Origin of the sequence: Rhodococcus sp. NPDC058505 (genome assembly GCF_042720095.1) — a bacterium.
Taxonomy (GTDB): Bacteria; Actinomycetota; Actinomycetes; order Mycobacteriales; family Mycobacteriaceae; genus Rhodococcus_G.
In genome coordinates this window covers 1-16,408 of record NZ_JBHXNB010000035.1, presented here as the reverse complement: position 1 = coordinate 16,408, position 16,408 = coordinate 1, and the positions used below count along the sequence as shown (strand labels likewise).

The 16,408-nt window shown below is 70.7% G+C and carries 18 protein-coding genes; 11 read left to right on the top strand and 7 right to left on the bottom strand.

Annotated elements, in window-relative coordinates:
- Window positions 1-28: 28 nt before the first annotated feature.
- Both ACFWPA_RS18435 and ACFWPA_RS18430 read right to left on the bottom strand, forming a co-directional pair.
- Window positions 29-1,363: a glycogen debranching protein gene (locus tag ACFWPA_RS18435; RefSeq protein ID WP_378508636.1), complete on the bottom strand. Its 1,335-nt coding sequence runs from the start codon at window positions 1,361-1,363 to the stop codon at window positions 29-31.
- A gap of 61 nt (window positions 1,364-1,424) precedes the next feature.
- Window positions 1,425-1,715 carry a hypothetical protein gene (locus ACFWPA_RS18430; protein ID WP_378508637.1) on the bottom strand — a complete coding sequence of 97 codons (291 nt, stop codon included), beginning with the start codon at window positions 1,713-1,715 and terminating at the stop codon, window positions 1,425-1,427.
- Between the two features lie 242 nt (window positions 1,716-1,957).
- Between ACFWPA_RS18430 and ACFWPA_RS18425 the strand changes: the two genes are divergently transcribed.
- A complete protein-coding gene (locus ACFWPA_RS18425) occupies window positions 1,958-2,635 on the top strand; it encodes an SDR family oxidoreductase (RefSeq protein ID WP_378571369.1) in 678 nt (225 codons plus the stop codon).
- A gap of 24 nt (window positions 2,636-2,659) precedes the next feature.
- On the opposite strand, the gene ACFWPA_RS18420 is transcribed toward ACFWPA_RS18425, so the two are convergent.
- A complete protein-coding gene (locus ACFWPA_RS18420) occupies window positions 2,660-3,835 on the bottom strand; it encodes an NADH:flavin oxidoreductase (RefSeq protein WP_378571367.1) in 1,176 nt (391 codons plus the stop codon).
- Between the two features lie 169 nt (window positions 3,836-4,004).
- Between ACFWPA_RS18420 and ACFWPA_RS18415 the strand changes: the two genes are divergently transcribed.
- A complete protein-coding gene (locus ACFWPA_RS18415) occupies window positions 4,005-4,919 on the top strand; it encodes an SGNH/GDSL hydrolase family protein (RefSeq protein WP_378571365.1) in 915 nt (304 codons plus the stop codon).
- Between the two features lie 15 nt (window positions 4,920-4,934).
- On the opposite strand, the gene ACFWPA_RS18410 is transcribed toward ACFWPA_RS18415, so the two are convergent.
- Window positions 4,935-5,456: a flavin reductase family protein gene (locus ACFWPA_RS18410; RefSeq protein WP_378508641.1), complete on the bottom strand. Its 522-nt coding sequence runs from the start codon at window positions 5,454-5,456 to the stop codon at window positions 4,935-4,937.
- Between the two features lie 233 nt (window positions 5,457-5,689).
- On the opposite strand from ACFWPA_RS18410, the gene ACFWPA_RS18405 reads away from it, so the two are divergent.
- Window positions 5,690-6,259: a hypothetical protein gene (locus tag ACFWPA_RS18405; RefSeq protein WP_378508642.1), complete on the top strand. Its 570-nt coding sequence runs from the start codon at window positions 5,690-5,692 to the stop codon at window positions 6,257-6,259.
- Window positions 6,260-6,336: 77 nt separating this feature from the next.
- On the opposite strand, the gene ACFWPA_RS18400 is transcribed toward ACFWPA_RS18405, so the two are convergent.
- The gene (locus ACFWPA_RS18400) at window positions 6,337-6,711 is read right to left on the bottom strand and encodes a nuclear transport factor 2 family protein (RefSeq protein ID WP_378508643.1); all 375 of its coding nucleotides are present in this window, start codon (window positions 6,709-6,711) and stop codon (window positions 6,337-6,339) included.
- Window positions 6,712-6,861: 150 nt separating this feature from the next.
- Window positions 6,862-9,720 carry a leucine--tRNA ligase gene (leuS, locus tag ACFWPA_RS18395; protein WP_378508644.1) on the bottom strand — a complete coding sequence of 953 codons (2,859 nt, stop codon included), beginning with the start codon at window positions 9,718-9,720 and terminating at the stop codon, window positions 6,862-6,864.
- Window positions 9,721-9,905: 185 nt separating this feature from the next.
- Here leuS and ACFWPA_RS18390 point away from each other — a divergent pair, with 185 nt between their 5' ends.
- From ACFWPA_RS18390 to ACFWPA_RS18355, 8 genes are all read left to right on the top strand, one after another.
- A complete protein-coding gene (locus tag ACFWPA_RS18390) occupies window positions 9,906-10,403 on the top strand; it encodes an SdpI family protein (RefSeq protein ID WP_378571363.1) in 498 nt (165 codons plus the stop codon).
- Window positions 10,404-10,497: 94 nt separating this feature from the next.
- Window positions 10,498-10,947 (top strand): prevent-host-death protein, encoded by a 450-nt coding sequence (locus tag ACFWPA_RS18385; protein WP_378508646.1) that lies wholly within the window; start codon window positions 10,498-10,500, stop codon window positions 10,945-10,947.
- The gene (locus ACFWPA_RS18380; RefSeq protein WP_378508647.1) at window positions 10,911-11,300 is read left to right on the top strand and encodes a hypothetical protein; all 390 of its coding nucleotides are present in this window, start codon (window positions 10,911-10,913) and stop codon (window positions 11,298-11,300) included. The genes ACFWPA_RS18385 and ACFWPA_RS18380 overlap by 37 nt, the downstream gene beginning before the upstream one ends.
- Window positions 11,301-11,322: 22 nt before the next feature.
- The gene (locus ACFWPA_RS18375) at window positions 11,323-12,288 is read left to right on the top strand and encodes a DUF1648 domain-containing protein (protein WP_378508648.1); all 966 of its coding nucleotides are present in this window, start codon (window positions 11,323-11,325) and stop codon (window positions 12,286-12,288) included.
- A gap of 149 nt (window positions 12,289-12,437) precedes the next feature.
- Window positions 12,438-13,394, top strand: a complete 957-nt coding sequence (locus ACFWPA_RS18370; protein WP_378508649.1) for an ABC transporter substrate-binding protein — start codon at window positions 12,438-12,440, stop codon at window positions 13,392-13,394.
- Window positions 13,391-14,452, top strand: coding sequence for a FecCD family ABC transporter permease (locus tag ACFWPA_RS18365; RefSeq protein ID WP_378571361.1), 1,062 nt, complete (start codon window positions 13,391-13,393; stop codon window positions 14,450-14,452). Before ACFWPA_RS18370 ends, ACFWPA_RS18365 begins: the two co-directional genes overlap by 4 nt.
- Window positions 14,452-15,276 carry an ABC transporter ATP-binding protein gene (locus ACFWPA_RS18360; RefSeq protein ID WP_378508651.1) on the top strand — a complete coding sequence of 275 codons (825 nt, stop codon included), beginning with the start codon at window positions 14,452-14,454 and terminating at the stop codon, window positions 15,274-15,276. The genes ACFWPA_RS18365 and ACFWPA_RS18360 overlap by 1 nt, the downstream gene beginning before the upstream one ends.
- Window positions 15,270-15,785, top strand: coding sequence for a HugZ family protein (locus tag ACFWPA_RS18355; protein WP_378508652.1), 516 nt, complete (start codon window positions 15,270-15,272; stop codon window positions 15,783-15,785). Before ACFWPA_RS18360 ends, ACFWPA_RS18355 begins: the two co-directional genes overlap by 7 nt.
- A gap of 71 nt (window positions 15,786-15,856) precedes the next feature.
- Here ACFWPA_RS18355 and ACFWPA_RS18350 read toward each other — a convergent pair whose 3' ends face one another.
- Window positions 15,857-16,252, bottom strand: coding sequence for a hypothetical protein (locus ACFWPA_RS18350; protein WP_378571359.1), 396 nt, complete (start codon window positions 16,250-16,252; stop codon window positions 15,857-15,859).
- Window positions 16,253-16,408 lie beyond the last annotated feature (156 nt).

Sequence of the window (16,408 nt, the reverse complement as noted above, 5' to 3'; positions counted from 1 at the left end):
GTCCCCGCTCAGCCCAGCCAGTCCCCGCTCAGCCCAGCCAGTCCAGGACCGCCGCCGCCGTCCACGACTGCTGCATGCTGCCGAGGGGCTCCCCGGTGAACGGCTCGTAGTACTCGGCGAAGCTGCCGTCACTGGCCTGACGGAGACCCTCGGCGCGCAGCTGCCGGGACCGCTCGGCCCAGCCGCGACGCGCGAACGCCCAGGAGAACAGCCACGTCATCACCGGCCACACCGGCCCGCGCCAGTACTCGCTGGCCCGGAAGTCCGCGGACACCGGGGACGTCGACGGGGGCACCGCGTACTTCAGGTCCGGATGCCCACAGAAGCGGGGCCCCTCGAAGATCCGAAGCAGGGCCCGTTCGCTGTCGCGGGGCAGGCCGCCGCATAGCAGCGGCGCGAACGTCGCGAGCGTGTCGGTGCCGATCCACCGTCCGGACCGCAGGTCGAGGTCGCGGGCCGCGCCGGACCGCGGGTCGGTGGTCGCGACGACCCCGGCGCGGAACCGGGCCGCCCACTCGTGCAGGTCGCGGACGTCGGCGCGCGGGGCCGCATGCTCCTCGCCAATGGTGGCGAGCACGTCGCAGGCGAGCGCGAAGATCGCGCTGACGAACACGTCCTCGACCGCGAAGCTCATCGCCGACGCCAGGTCCGTGTCGTCGTAGCTGACCTGCTTCATCTCCTCAAGCAGCCACAGGTAGCGGTCGTATTCGGCGTCGCTGGGCCGCTGCGCCGGGTCCTCGACGATGATGGTGTCGGCACGCCGATAGGCCGGCACCGGCCCGGGTATCACGTTGGCGTACGGCATATCCCAGCGCGGGGAGTTGTCCATACCGGACTCCCAGCCGTGGTAGAGCGTCACCCGGCCCGACCCCTTCGGGTCGCGGGCGTGTGCGAGCCAGCGGTGCCAGCGCATCAGGTCGGGCCACCGGCGATCGAGGAACTCCTCGGCGACCGCGCGGGTGCTGCGGCCGTGCCTGCGGGAGTGGTCGAGGATCCGCTGCACCGCGATGGCGTGCACCGGGGGTTGGGTGATCCCGGAGGTCCGGGGTGTCGATGGGGCGGCCGCGGCCAGCTCGGTCGCCCAGCGGTCCGGCCCGGGGAAGTAGCCGTCGACACCGTTCGCGAACACGATGTGCGGGATCATTCCGTTGCGCCACTGCGCGGAGAGCAGGGTGTCGAGCTCGACGACGGCCCGCTCGACGCTCAGCGGCGCCAGCCCCACCGCGACGAAGGCCGCGTCCCAGCTCCACATGTGCGGGTACAGGCGGGGAGCGGCGCTGGTCATCGTTCCCAGATCATTGCCCCGCAGCAGGTAGGCGGCGCGCGCCGCGAGCTGGGTTGGCGTGAAACCGGGATCCGACATGCCCACCAGTGTGCGGCCCGCCGGGGCGCCATGCCCGCCGGGCCGGGGAGTTGCCGGTGCGTCAGCCCTTGGGCCGGGACACCTCGTCGGAGCTGCGGAACACCAGCCGCCCGTCGTCGAGCTTGATCGCCCACCGCTTGGCGAGCGCCCAGTCGCGGCCGTAGTCGGCCTCATCCTCGACCAGCGCACCACCGAAATCGTCGACGATGACGCCGGATTCCTGCGTCGGATCACCCTTGCCCGACACCGGGTCGGCCCTGGTCACCACGCTGTCGCCGACGGCGAACGGGACGCCCCCGGACTTCCCGCCCGGTGCTGCACCGGACCCCTTCGATTCCTTGCCGGATCCCATGTTCGCGACTTCCTTCCTGCTCGCCCGGGTCCGCACGGTCCGGTGGAACAACACGGACCACGGCGCCGATACGGCACCAGACTCGTAACCAGAATGTAGCTGACGCGCTACCTCCTTCGCCCGTCGGCGCGGGGTGATCATGGCCTCTCGAGTCTAGGTACGACCCGGCCACCCCGCAGCGCGCGACATGCACCGTCGACTCGATCGACCGAGTCCCGCTCCGGGGGCCTATCGTTCGACTCATGCGCCCGACAGCACTGATCACCGGGGCAGGCCGCGGCCTCGGCGCCGCCATCGCCCGTGAGCTCGCCCCGACCCACGACCTCCTCCTCGGTGCCCGCACGGCGGATTCGCTGACCGCGATCGTCGCCGAACTCGACTCGGCCCGCGGATGGCCGGTGGACCTGACCGATCATGCCGCCGTTGCCGCTGCGGTCGCGGGCATCGACCGGCTGGACGTCCTGGTGCACAACGCAGGCGTCGCGGAGATCGGCACCGTCGAGGGCACCCCGATCGCGGCGTGGCGGGACATGTACGAGGCCAATGTGCTTGCCGTCGTCGAGCTGACCCGGCTGCTACTTCCCGCGCTCCGTTCCGCGAATGGCCATGTGGTGCTGATCAATTCGGGTGCGGGCCTACGCGCCAACCCGGGATGGGGCGGCTATGCGGCGAGCAAGTTCGCGCTGCGTGCGTTCGGCGATGCCCTGCGCGCGGAGGAACCGGCGCTGCGCGTCACCTCCGTCCACCCGGGGCGGATCGACACCGACATGCAGCGCGCGATCGTCGCCGCGGAGGGCGGGACCTACGAGCCCGCGCGGTTCCTCGCGACCGCCTCGGTCGCGCGGGCGGTCCGGGGCGCCGTGGACGCGCCGCGCGACGCGCACCCGACGGAGATCGTGCTGCGCCCGACCGGGCGCTGACCGGCCAACCGCGCAGGGCGGCGGCTACTTCCGTTCCACCAGCACGCAGCGAGCGCCGGAGAAGATCGTCGGCATGCACTTGTTGCAGTGGATGCACAGCGACCGGGTGCGCTCGTCCGCGGCGATCCGGTTGACCAGGTCGGGTTCGCGGAGCAGGGCGCGGGCCATCGCGACGAACTGGAACCCCTCCGCCATCGCGGTGTCCATGCCCGCCCGGTCGGTGACGCCGCCGAGCAGCACGAGCGGCAGGTCGACGGCGGCGCGGATCTGCCTGGCGGACTCGAGCATAAACAGCGGCTCGTACGGGTACGTGCGGATGAACTTCTTGCCGACCGCCTTCACCCCGGCCCGGAGCAGCGGCTGCGACATCGCCTGCGCGAACTCGTGCACCGGGGCGTCGCCGCGGAACAGGTACATCGGGTTGAGCAGCGAGCTGCCCATCGTCAGCTCCAGCGCGTCCAGCCCGCCGTCGGCCTCGAGCCACTGCGCGACCTGGATCGCCTCGTCGACCCAGAAGCCGCCGGGGACACCGTCATCGATGTTCAGTTTCGCGAGGATCGCGATTCGGTCGCCGACCGCCTCCCGGACGGCGAGCGCGATGTCCCGGACGATGCGGGCCCGGTTCTCCAGCGACCCGCCGTAGCCGTCCTTGCGATGGTTCGTCGCCCGGCTGAGGAACGAGCTGGCGAAGTAGTTGTGCCCGAAGTGGATCTCGACGGCGTCGAAGCCGCCCTCGATCGCGTGCCGCGCGGCGTCCGCGTGCGCGGCGGTGATCCGGGCGATGTCGTCCCGGGTCGCGGACCGCGTCATCTTCATGCTCAGCGGATTGAAGGAGGGGGACGGAGCGAGGGCGGGATACCCGTTCGACTTCGCGTTGGCCACCGGCCCGGCGTGGCCGATCTGGGCGGACGCGGCGGCCCCCTCTGCGTGGATAGCGTCGGTGAGCCTGCGCAGTCCGGGCACCACCTCGGGCCGCATCCACAGCTGCCCGTACTCGGTGCGGCCCTCGGGCGCGACCGCGCAGTAGGCCACGGTCGACATCCCGACCCCGCCGGCGGCGGGGCGCCGGTGGAACTCGATGAGGTCGTCGGTGACCAGGGCGTTCGGGGTCTTCCCCTCGAAGGTGGCCGACTTGATGATGCGGTTGCGCAGGGTGATCGGGCCGAGCTTGGCTGGCGCAAGCACGTCGGGGTTGGTCACGTCGATGTCCTCCGGTCGCGGGTCACCCGAGCCTAGGACAATTCCGTTACCAGTGGAACCGTAATTGTCGTTTCGGTGCGCGCGGGGCGGTAACGATTCCGCGCGAACGTCGGCGGACATCGCGGGCGGGGCCTAGCCTCGCGGGCAGCCCACCCACGGAGGTTCGCCCATGCGTCACACCCTGATCACCCTCGCATCCGCGGCCGCCGCCGCGCTCCTGCTCTCGGTCGCGCCCGCCGGGGCGGACCCGACGCCCGCCCCGACGTACTACGTCTCGCTCGGGGACTCCCTGGCCACCGGATACCAGCCGGACACCGCCACCAACGAGGACTTCGCGTACACCGACCGGATCTACGCCGCACTGCGCGCCGAGGAGCCGACCCTGCAACACGTCCGGCTCGGCTGCGCCGGCGAGACCACCGAGACGATGATGAACGGCGGCAGGTGCGTGTACCCGGATGCGACCTCGCAACTCGACGCGGCAACACGGTTCCTCACCGAGCATCGCGGGCAGGTCCGGTACGTCAGCGAGGGGATCGGCGGCAATGACGTCAACCACTGCCTCAGCGGATCGGGGTCCGGCGGGCTACCCGACATCGGGTGCATCACAGACGAACTCGCGACGATTCGGCAGAACATCGCCACGATGAACAGTCAGCTGACGGAGGCGGGCGGCCCGGACGTCCGCTACGTCGGGATGACCTACTACGACCCGGCCCTCGCCGGCTGGATCGGCGGCGGCACCGGCAGGCTCGTCGCCAACGCCACCGCCGTCGCCAACAACGTGCTCAGCGCCACCATCGCCGACGCCAACGCGTCCGCGGACTGGAAGACCGCCGACGTCGCAGCGGCGTTCGCCAACAACGATTTCGGCAACCCCGTCACCCTCCCCGGCATCGGGGAGGTGCCGCACAATGTCGCCCAGATCTGCCGGTGGACATGGATGTGCACCCCCTACAAGGACATTCACGCCAACAGGGAGGGACACCAGGTGATCGCCGACACGTTCCTGCCGGTATTGACCGGAGCCGAGCCCGGACTCGGATCCGGGTCGGCGGCCGGATCGCTCGCGGACGGCTCCTGACCGGGGCCGGGCCGGTCAGTGCGCGGCGAAGTCTCCGTAGCCGCCCTTGAAGAAGAGCAGCGGCTGACGATCGACGTCGGCGGTCAGGTCGGTGATGCGGGCGATCACGATGGTGTGGTCACCGGCGTCGTGCTCGACCTCGACGGTCGCGTCGATCCGGGCCAGCGTGCCGTCCAGCGCGGGCGCACCGTTCGGGGCCGTCGACCAGGAGACGCCGGCGAACTTGTCGGCGCCGCTGGTCGCGAACTGGCCGCAGATGTCCTTCTGGTCGTGCGCGAGCACGTTGATGCACAGGTGCCGGGCCTCGCGCAGCAGCGGCCAGCTCTTCGACGTCTTCGTCGGGCAGAACGAGACGAACGGCGGCTCGAGCGACAGCGACACCACGGACTGGCAGGTGAACCCGAGGGGGCGCTCGCCGTCGTGCGCGGTGATCACCGCGACACCCGTGCAGAAGTGGCTCATCACCTTGCGCAAGGTGGCGGCGTCGGGACCGGACAGCTCGATGTGCTCGGCGACAGCGGTCTGTTCTGCACTCATGTGTGATTCCTCCTGACGAAACGGGCCCCGACAGGATCGAGTGCCAGCAGGCACTATGCCATCCGATGTCCCGGTCAGTGGGCTCGCTCCCGGTATTCGGCGGCCAGCCCGGTTTCCGGCCGACGTCGGCGGGCGGGAGCGACAGTGCCGGGCTCCCGATCAGCGGGAACCGGGCGACGGCTGGCGCGGCGCCGGGCCTAGCGTCGGTCATCGGCACCGATCGGAGGCAACGCATGGAGACCCTGCAGCACGAGGACGGCCGGTTCGTCGTCGACCCCGACAGGATTCGCGCGTTCGCGGACGCGACCGGGTGCACCAACACCGCCTACCGGGACTCCCGGCCCGTCGTCCCCCCGACCTACCTGTGCGGCACCGACCCCGTCGCCGGCGGGCACGACCTGCCGCTCGAACGCGACTGCCGGTTCTTCGGGCTGCCTCCCCGCGCGGGCGACCTGCTCCGGGTCACCGTCCGCGACGGCGACCACGACCGCCTCACCGAGTACCGGGACGCGGACGGCAGGCTGATCGCGGACGCCTGGACCCAGGGGTCGGGCGGGGACACCGCGGCCGTCGGGCTGCTCGCGAACTACGCCACCGACTGGCTCGGCGCCGAGTCGGTCCGCCGGTTCCGGACCCGGCTGGTCGAGCCGGTCGCCGCGGGCGAGGCGCTCTCCTGCACCGGGGAGGTGCTGCAGGAGTACACCGCGGACGGGGAGCCGCGCATCGACGTGGTGCTCACCGCCGTCGCGGGCGGGGGACGGATCGCGGCCCGCGCCTGGGCCACCTTCGCCCGCGCCGCCTGACACCCCGTTCGGGTTCCGTAATGTCACATTGGCTCACGTGACGTTCCCCAATGTGACATTACGGAACCTCGGGTTGGTCAGCGGGCGACCATGTCCTCGGGGCCCCAGATCGCCTTCATGCTGGTGATCTTGGCGTCGTCGTCGAAGGTCATCACGTCGATGACGGAGATCTCGACCTTCTGCTCACCCATGTGGGTGGTGAGGGTGAAGTTGAACGCGGCGTGGTCGGCGGCGATCTTGACGATGCCGAGCTCGACGGTCTGCTCGAGCGGCTCGATGATGCCGTAGAACTCGCGCAGCGCCGCCTCGGTGGTGCGCGGCTCGGTGCCGACCGGATCCTCGACGGTCGCGCCCGGCGCGTACAGCGCGAGCACGTCGTCGACGGTGCCCCCGGCGACCGACTTCACGTACGACTCGATGGTGGCCTGAATGCTCTCGCGTGACGGTGCCATGCCGGTTTCCCTTCGATTTCTAGAACACGTTTCAGAATCGAAGAGTACCGGCACGACACGCGCCCCGCCGCCCGTTGAATGGGGGTTCATGGGTCATTCGCCTGCCGGACGTGACGCATGAACCCCCATTCATCGGATGCGGCGGCTCGCCTACTTGACGACGTTCACCATCTTGCCCGGGACGACGATCACCTTGCGGGGGGCGTTGCCCTCCAGGAACGCGACGATCTTCTCGTCCGCGAGGGCGGCGGCCTCGATGGTCTTCGGGTCGGCGTCCGCGGCAACGGTGATGCGGCTGCGAACCTTGCCGTTGACCTGGATCGGGTACTCGACGGAATCCAGGGCCAGCCACCTCTCGTCCGCGGTCGGGAACGGCCCGTGCGCCAGCGAGATCTCGTTACCGAGCCGGGACCACAGCTCCTCCGCGACGTGCGGCGCGACCGGTGCCAGCATCAGCACCAGCGGCTCCACCGCGGCCCGCGGCGCCCCGTCCGGGTACGCCTTGGTGAGGTGGTTGGTCAGCTCGATCAGCTTCGCGATCGCGGTGTTGTCGCGCAGCGCCGTGTAGTCGGCGGTGACCCCGTCGATCGCCCGGTGCACCGCCCGCAGGGTGTCCTCGGTCGGCTCGGCGTCGGTGACGCGCAGCGCCCCGGTCTCCTCGTCGACGACGGTGCGCCACGCGCGCTGCAGGAACCGCTGCGCGCCGACGACGTCCTTGGTGGCCCACGGCCGGGAGGTGTCCAGCGGGCCCATCGACATCTCGTAGACGCGCAGCGTGTCGGCGCCGTAGTCGTCGCAGATCTCGTCCGGCGCAACGGCGTTCTTCAGGGACTTGCCCATCTTGCCGTACTCGCGGTTAACCTCGGCACCCTCGTAGAAGTACTTGCCGCCCTCCTCCACGACGTCCGCGGCAGGCACGTACACGCCGCGGCTGTCGGTGTACGCGTACGCCTGGATGTAGCCCTGGTTGTACAGGCGTCGGTACGGCTCGGACGAGCTGACGTGCCCGAGGTCGAAGAGCACCTTGTGCCAGAACCGCGAGTACAGCAGGTGCAGCACCGCATGCTCGACGCCGCCGACGTACAGGTCGAGGCCGCCGGGATCGTTCGGGCCGTGCAGCTCCGGCCGCGGACCCATCCAGTACTGCTCGTTCTCCTTGGCGCAGAACGCATCCGAGTTTGTGGGGTCGATGTAGCGCAGCTGGTACCAGGAGCTGCCCGCCCACTGCGGCATCACGTTGGTGTCGCGGTGGTAGCTCTGCATGCCGTCGCCGAGGTCGAGCTCGACGTTCACCCAGTCCGACGCCTTCGCCAGCGGCGGGGACGGCTCGGAGCTCGCGTCGTCCGGGTCGAAGGACACCGGGGCGTAGTCCTCGACCTCCGGAAGTTCCACCGGCAGCGCGGAATCCGGCAGCGCGTGCGCGAGCCCCTGCTCGTCGTAGACGACCGGGAACGGCTCACCCCAGTACCGCTGCCGGGCGAACAGCCAGTCCCGCAGCTTGTACTGGATGGTGCCCTCGCCGCGGCCGTCGGCCTCGAGTCGGGCGATGACGGCCTTCTTCGCCTCGGCGATGCTCAGCCCGTCGAGATAGTCGGAATTCACCAGCGGGCCGTCGCCGGAGTACGCGACCTCGGTGATGTCGCCGCCCGCGATGACCTCGACGATCGGCAGGCCCAGTTCGGTGGCGAACTCCCAGTCGCGGTGGTCGTGGCCGGGCACGGCCATCACGGCGCCGGTGCCGTACCCGGTGAGCACGTAGTCGGCGATGAACACCGGAACCTTGTGCCCGTTCACCGGATTGACCGCGTAGGAACCGAGGAAGACGCCGGTCTTCTCCTTGCTTTCCTGCCGCTCGAGGTCCGACTTCGCGGCGATCGCGGCGCGGTAGGCGGCGACCGCCTCGGTCGGGGTCGCGGCGCCACCAGTCCAGCGCGGGTCGGTGCCGTCGGGGTACACGTCGGCGACGAGCGTGTCGACGAGGTCATGCTCGGGGGCGAGCGCGACGTAGGTGGCTCCGAACAGGGTGTCGGCGCGGGTGGTGAACACCTCGATGTCGTAGTCCGGGGCAACGGAGGCTTGCTCCCGATGCGCGGCGAACTTGACCCGGGCGCCCTGGCTGCGTCCAATCCAGTTGCGCTGCATGGACTTGACCTTCTCCGGCCAGTCCAGGTACTCGAGGTCGTCGGTGAGCCGGTCGGAGTAGGCGGTGATCCGCATCATCCACTGCCGCAGGTGCTTCCGGAAGACTGGGAAGTTGCCGCGCTCGGAGCGTCCGTCGGCGGTGACCTCCTCGTTGGCCAGTACCGTACCCAGTCCGGGGCACCAGTTGACCATCGAATCCGACTGGTAGACAAGGCGGTACGAGTCGAGTTCGGCATGCTTCTCGGCGGCCGACAGGTCCGCCCAGGCGCGGCCGTCGGCGGGAGAGCGGGTGCCCGCGGCGAACTCCGCCTCCAACTCGGCAACCGGGCGGGCCCGATTCAGCTCGGTGTCGTACCAGGCGTTGTAGATCTGCAGGAAGATCCACTGCGTCCAGTGGTAGAAGTCGACGTCGGTGGTGGCGACGGACCGGCGCTCGTCGTGCCCGAGACCGAGACGGCGCAACTGCCGCGTCATGTTCGCGATGTTCGCCTCGGTGGTGGTGCGGGGGTGGGTGCCGGTCTGCACCGCGTACTGCTCGGCGGGCAGTCCGAACGCGTCGTACCCGAGGGTGTGCAGCACGTTGTGCCCGTTCATCCGGTGGAACCGGGCGAACACGTCCGTCGCGATGTAGCCGAGCGGGTGACCCACGTGCAGGCCCGCACCGGACGGGTACGGGAACATGTCCTGCACGAACAGCTTGTCCGCGGGCAGCTCACCGGCGAGATCACCGACCGGGTTGGGGGCGTTGAAGGTGCCCCGCTCGCGCCACTGGTCCTGCCAGTGCGCCTCGATACGGCCCGCGAGGTCCGCGGTGTAGCGGTGCTGGGGGGTCGCGTCGCCGCCTGGCTGCTGCACTGACTCGGTCACTGTTCGCTGTCTTCTCTGCGCGGGGGTCTGAGGAGCCTGCGAGGGTGGACACGGCTGCGGCCGGTCGCCGCGGGCTCCGCGGTCAGGGGCGTCCGCGCCCGGATTCCGGGCAGGATTTCCCGAGACCAGCTTAGGGCGTCACCCTCGGACGCCCACGGGACGGCCCCCGACGTACCCTGGTGGTCGTGCTCATCGTTGCAAGCGTGCTGTTCGTCGTCGCCGTCGTCGTCGGAGGCGTCGCGGTCGCCGGGATGACCGGGCGACTGCCGCGCAACCGCTGGGCCGGGGTCCGCACCCCCGACACCCTCGCCTCCGAGGAGGCCTTCACCCTCGCCAATCGGATCGCCGGGCCGACGCTGGCCGCGGCCGCGTTGCTACTGGTCATCGGCGGGGTCGGCGCGCTGGCTCTGCCCACCGTCGGTGGCCTCGCGGTCGCGGCGGTCGCCGTCGTCGCCGCGCTGGTGACCGCCGGCTACGGCGGCGCCATCGGAGCCAGGGCCGCCGCGGCGGCAGCTCCCGCGGGCTGCGGTGACGCCTGCGGCTGCGGGCACGAGGCCACCGCGCCCGACGCCACCGTCTCGGTGTGCGCAACCGAGTCGCCCGCGGACGCCGCGGCCGCCGCGGACTGCGGCACCGACTCCTGCGGTTCCTGCTCCCTCAAGGGCGCCTGCCTGCCGCACTGACTCCCCTCCGGCAACCGGACGCCGGTTGATCGCCCAGGCACCGCGCCGGAGGACCTCCCTAGACTTCCGAATATATTCCGAATAGCATTGCTGCATGACCAGCGCAGCCATGACGACCAGGCGTTCCTCGGACCTGAGCAAGCACTCCGCCGAGGTCTTCGCCGAGGCCGAGGAGCACCCCGTGACGGTGACCCGGCGCGACGGCGAAGCGCTGGTGTTGATGTCGCAGCGCGAGGCGGAGGGTCGTACTCGTTTGCTGAACTTCGCCGCCCAACTCATCACGGTCACCCTTGACGACACCGGTTCTCTCGCCGACCGAATGAGCAGGGCCTTCCCCTGGATGCTTGCGCTGTCGCCGGCGGATCGGGAGTCCTGCGCCCAAGACCTCGTCGATGCCGCGCGCGCCTCGTTCTCCACCAACCAGCCGCATCTGGCGATGGCCGAGCTGACATCGTGGAAGGAGACGGCCACGGCTGTGGCGGCGGGGCTTGGCGGCGCCGACGTCGAATGGCTCGACGAGGAGAAGAGCGTGGAGCGTCCCTGATCGTGGTGGCAGCGAAGAAGGGCGAGTTGGTTTCCCGACCTCCGAAGAAGAGTGAGTACGAGCTCCGGTTTGCGACCTCGGATGCGCGTAGAGGCTGGCAGGACCTCGTCGCGACCATCCGCAACCCGATGACAGAGACCTGGGACTTCCTGACGCGGACACCCCTGTCCACGACACCAACGAACTATCGACTCAAGGGTGAGCTCGGGGTGATCTCGCGCGGCGGCACGAGCCACCAACGTTGGCAGCACAAGCCGACTGCGAGGGGTACCGCGCGCATTTGGTTTTACGTCCAGGAGCGCACGGTGTTCCTGGAGCAGGTGCACACGAGCCATCCGAACGAGACCAAGTAGGCGCGGGGCGCATAATCCGGCCATGAGCGAATCGCGGTCGTTCGACCCGGCCGGTGTGGTGTTCGGGGTCGCGGTGCCCCTGCTGTCCGCGGCAACGGTGCTGGTCACCGAGCTGACCTTGCGGTCCCGGCTGCCGGACACCCTCGCGATCCACTGGGGTGTCGGCGGCAGCGCCGACAGTTTCACCGCGACCGGGTCGGCGGCATGGACGTTCGTGCTGGTCATCGTCCTGGTCGGGGGCGGCTCCAGCGCGGTCGCCGCGCTCGCGCAGGCGATGCTGATGATGCGCCGCACCATGGTCATCGTGGGGTCCGCCGTCACCGGGCTGATGCTGACGCTGTGGCTCGGCCTGCTGGCCGCGAATCTGGATCTCACCGATCCGGCCGACGCGCGACTGTCCACCACGACGATCGTGGTCGGGATCCTGGTCGGTGGGGCGGTCGGCGTGGTCGGGGCGTCCCTGCTGCGGGACCATCGGGAACGGCGGTCGGCGACGGCGGCGCCCGACGCCCGGTTGCCGCGCGGGCCGGTGGACCTGCCGATCGTGGCCCGGGTCGGCCTGGGGACCGGCACCACGGCGGTGCTGGTCGGTGTCGCCGCCCTGGTGACGGTCGGGTTGTGCCGACTGGCGGGGTCGTGGTGGCTGATGGCGGTGTTCCTGCCGGTGAGCGCGCTGGTGATCGGGCTGCTGCGGTTCCGGGTGGTGGTCGACGAGTCGGGGCTGCGGGTGTTCAACATGGGCATGTGCGCGCTCGGGTACGGCGTCGACGAGCTCGAGGGCGCGAAGGTCACCGAGGTGGCGCCGTTCCGCGACTTCGGTGGCTGGGGTCTGCGGGCCAAGGGTCGCGGTAACTACGGCGTCGTCACCGAGACCGGGCCTGCTCTCGTCTTCACCGCCGCGAACGGGCAGCGGCTGACGGTCACCACGGATCGGGCGCCGGCGATGGCCGGTGCGCTCAACGCGCTCGCCGACCGTCGACACGGGTAGGCGGCACCGGCCGGAAACTGTCGCCGTGCGTGGGACCCCGACTTGACAGCTCAAGGGTCCGCGACGAACTCTTTAGCGCAGGCTGCCCTGCATTTGGGTACCCTCACCTAATTGCCGAGCTTCGCCGCCCACCCGAGGAGTGCACCCCCGTGCGACACCGTTCCACGCCGATCGCCGCAGCCCTCGTCTGCCTCGCCGCCCTCGCCGGGGCCACCGCCTGCGGCAGCGACGCGCCCGCGTCGACCGCGGCCGCCGCCACCAGCACCGCGACCGCCGCCGAGGACACCGCGCGCCGGGACGCGGCCCTCGCGCAGTTCCCGGCGACCCCGCCGGCCACGGTGGTCACCGCCTCGGTGCCGCTGGCGGAGGTGCTCACCCTGCTCGGTGTCCCGGTCGCCGGTGTGCCGTCCACCACGACGCAGCAGCTGCCGACGACGCTGGACTCCGTGCCGCGCATCGGCACCGTGAAGGCGCTCGACGTGGAGAAGATCGTCAGCCTCGGCCCGGACCTGGTGGTCGCCGCCGAGGGCGCGCGGGAGGCGGTCGCGGCCACCCTGACGTCGACCGGCATCCCCGGCGCCTACCTCGAGACCGAGAGCTTCGGCGACCTGCGGTTCGCGGTGCAGGTGCTGGGCGAGGCCTTCGGCCGGCAGGACCGCGCCGCCGAGGTCCTGGCCACGATGGATACCCACGCCGCGCGGCTCGCCGAGTCCGGGACCCCGGGCGAGAAGGTGCTGGTCCTGATCGGCGCCGCGGACTCCTTCATGGTGATGAACAACAACTCCTTCCTCGGAAGCCTGATCCAGCTGGCCGGCGCCGACAACGTCGCCGACTCGGCGCTCGGCGCGACGGAGACGTTCAGCGCGGTGAACCTGGAGAACATCATCGCCGCGGCGCCCGACGTGGTGCTGGTGCTGCGCTCCGGCGACGTCGCGGCCGGTCAAGCCGCGTTCGACGCGGAGGTCGCGAAGAACCCGGCGTGGACGAGCCTGCCCGCGTACGCGAACGACCGCATCCACGTCCTCGATTACGCGACCTTCGGCTACACCTCGGTGACCGGACTCGACAGGGCCGTGCCGACCCTGGCGGGCGTGCTCACCCCGTGAGCGCCCCGCCGACCGCGAAGGCCGCGCCGCCCGCGGGTGACCCGTCGACCGCGGGGTCGGCCCCGACCCCTACCCGCGGCCGGTCCCGGTGGGCGCTGCCCGCCGCCTGGATCCTGCTCGCCGTGGCCACCGTCGTCAGCCTGGGCCTGGGCAGCGTGCACATCTCGCCCGCGGAGATCCTCGCCATCCTGTCGGGGGCGGGCGAGCCGGGGTCGTTCGACACGATCGTGTGGGACGTGCGGTTGCCGCGGGTCCTGCTGGCGCTGCTGGTGGGGTCGGCGATCGCGGTCTCGGGTGTGCTGCTGCAGACGGTGATGGGCAATCCGCTGGCGGATCCGGGGCTGACCGGGGTCACCAGCGGGGCCGCGGCCCTGGTCCTGGTGATCCTGCTGGCCGCCCCCGCCTACCACTCGATGATCCCGGTGGCCGCCTTCGTCGGCGGCGTGGTCGCCGCGACGATCGTGTACGCGTTGGCATGGCGGCGCGATGGCATCAAACCGCTGAACATCATCCTCGCCGGTGTCGCGGTCAACGCGCTCGCGGGCGCGTTCATCGCGTTCCTGTCGCTGCGCTACAGCGAACGCCTGCCCGCCGCGATCCAGTGGATGAACGGCAGCCTCGCCGCGAAGAGCATGAGCTCGGTCTGGATGATCCTGCCCTACATCGCGATCGGTCTCGCCGTCTCGCTGCTGTGCGTCCGCTCGGCGAACGTGATGCGGCTCGGCGACGACGTCGCCCGCAACCTCGGCGAGGGCGTGAACCTCACCCGCATCCTGCTGTCGCTGGTTGCGGTGTTCCTGGCCGCGATCGCGGTGTCCGCGGTCGGCATCATCGGCTTCGTCGGCCTCGTCGTCCCGCACATCGCCCGGATGATCGTCGGCTCGAATCACGCCGTGCTGATCCCGATGAGCATCGCCGTCGGCGCCCTGTTGGTGTTGATCTCGGACACCGTGGGGCGAACCGCGTTCAGCCCCACCGAGATCCCCGCGGGCATCATCATGGCGGCGATCGGCGCCCCCTACTTCCTCTACCTGATGCGTCGACAGGGAGCGCGGTAATGCTGCTCGAGGGGCGGGGCCTGGGAATCTGGTACGGCGACAAGCGGATCGTCGACGACGTCTCGATCGCGGTGGGGTCGAACGAGGTGGTCACCCTGATCGGGCCGAACGGGTCCGGCAAGTCCACCATCTTCAAGGCGCTGAGCGGCCGGCTCGCCCCGCGCACCGGAGCCGTCCTGTTGGAGGGTGCGGACCTGACGTCGTGGTCGGCCCGCAGGCGGGCCAGGGCGATCGGCATGCTCAACCAGAAGAACACCGCGCCAGAGGACATGACGGTCCGCGAACTCGTCGGCTACGGCAGGCACCCGCACCGCCGCTGGTACGAACGGTCCACCGCCGACGACGGGGAGGCCGTCGACTGGGCGATCGCGCACACCGAACTGAAGGCTCTCGCGGAGCGTCCGGTGTCGCAGCTGTCCGGCGGCGAGGCGCAACGGGCGTGGCTGGCAATGGTTCTCGCGCAACGGCCGCGGGTGCTGCTGCTCGACGAGCCGACGACCTACCTCGACATCGCGCACCAGCACGAGGTGCTCGAGGTGGTCACCTCGCTGAACCGGACCCTGGGCATCTCGGTGCTGATGGTGCTGCACGACCTGAACCAGGCGGCGACGTTCAGCGACCGCATCGTCGCGCTGTCCGGGGGTCGGGTCGTCGCCGACGGCGCCCCGGCCGCGGTGCTCACCCCCGACCTGATCCGCGACGTGTACGGCATGGAGGCCGAGGTGCAGGCGCATCCCGGCACCGGCCACCCCCGAATTCACCTGGTCCGGCGGCAATGGACCATTGCCGCGAATGTCCCCACCCCCGAGGAGAACCGATGCTGACCGATACCGAACTCGAGAAGTCGCTGACCGGCTACCGCGACTTCCTCGCCACCCGCAAGACCGTCGTCATCGCGACGAAGGACGAGACCGGGGAGCCGTTCCAGTCGATCGCCCCGTTCGTCGCGGACGACGGCGCCCTGTACGTCTACGTCAGCGAGGTCGCCGACCACTACCGGTACCTGCGGGACGCGGACACCGCGCGGGTGATGATCCACGGCGACGAGTCGACGGCCGCCAACATCTTCGGGGTCGAGCGGGCCAGCTTCGTCTGCGACGTCGAGCAGCAGCCGGAGGAGGGGAACGAGGGCGTCTTCGAGAAGTTCGGTGAGAGCACCAACCCGAAGATGGTCCAGTTGCTCCGCGGCCTCGACTTCCACCTGTTCCGGCTGACCCCGCGCGCCGGCCGCTACGTCGTCGGCTTCGGCAAGGCCTTCGAGGTCAGCTTCGACGGCAGCCGCTTCGAGCACGTCGTCATCGACAAGAAGCCGGGCGCCGCGCAGAACGCCTGACCGGACCGGGCGGCCACCGACACCCCGTGCCGGTGGGTGTCGGCGCCACCGGCACGGCAGAGGTCACGGCGTCAACGGTGTGGCCGCTGCCCGGTGCGCCGCCGCAGCCGCGTCCCGTCGAGGGTGTGGTCGCGGCCGATCAGGTCGATCTGCCGTTCGGTGAGCCCGACGCCGGCCGCCCGGACGAGCGCGTCGTCGTACGACCAGGACTCGGTGGGCGGCCGGAAGTCCCTGCCCGACAGGTCCGTTGCCAACTCCCGCACCGTGCGAGCCGTGACGTTGGCGGCGTGGAACAGTACGCCGCGGTCGACGTCGGTGGCGGTGCGGGCGAGGTGCGCGATCAGCGCGCCGAGGTCGTCGAACGCGATGGTGGACAGCCGGGCGGTCCCGTCGTCGACCCACGCACCGAGCGTGCCGAGCAGGTGCCGCAGCCCGGGCGCGAACCAGCGGTCGCCCGGGCCGTGCACGAAGCCGGGGAGGACGACGGTGCCGCCCGCATCGCGGGCGAGACGGTCCGCGGGACCGTCTCACCCGCGCCGCCGCGGACCGCCTGGGGGGCGTGACGGTGCGCGGCGGCGCGGGGGGCCCGGGGGGGCGGCCCCGGGGTCGGCGCCCGATCCTCC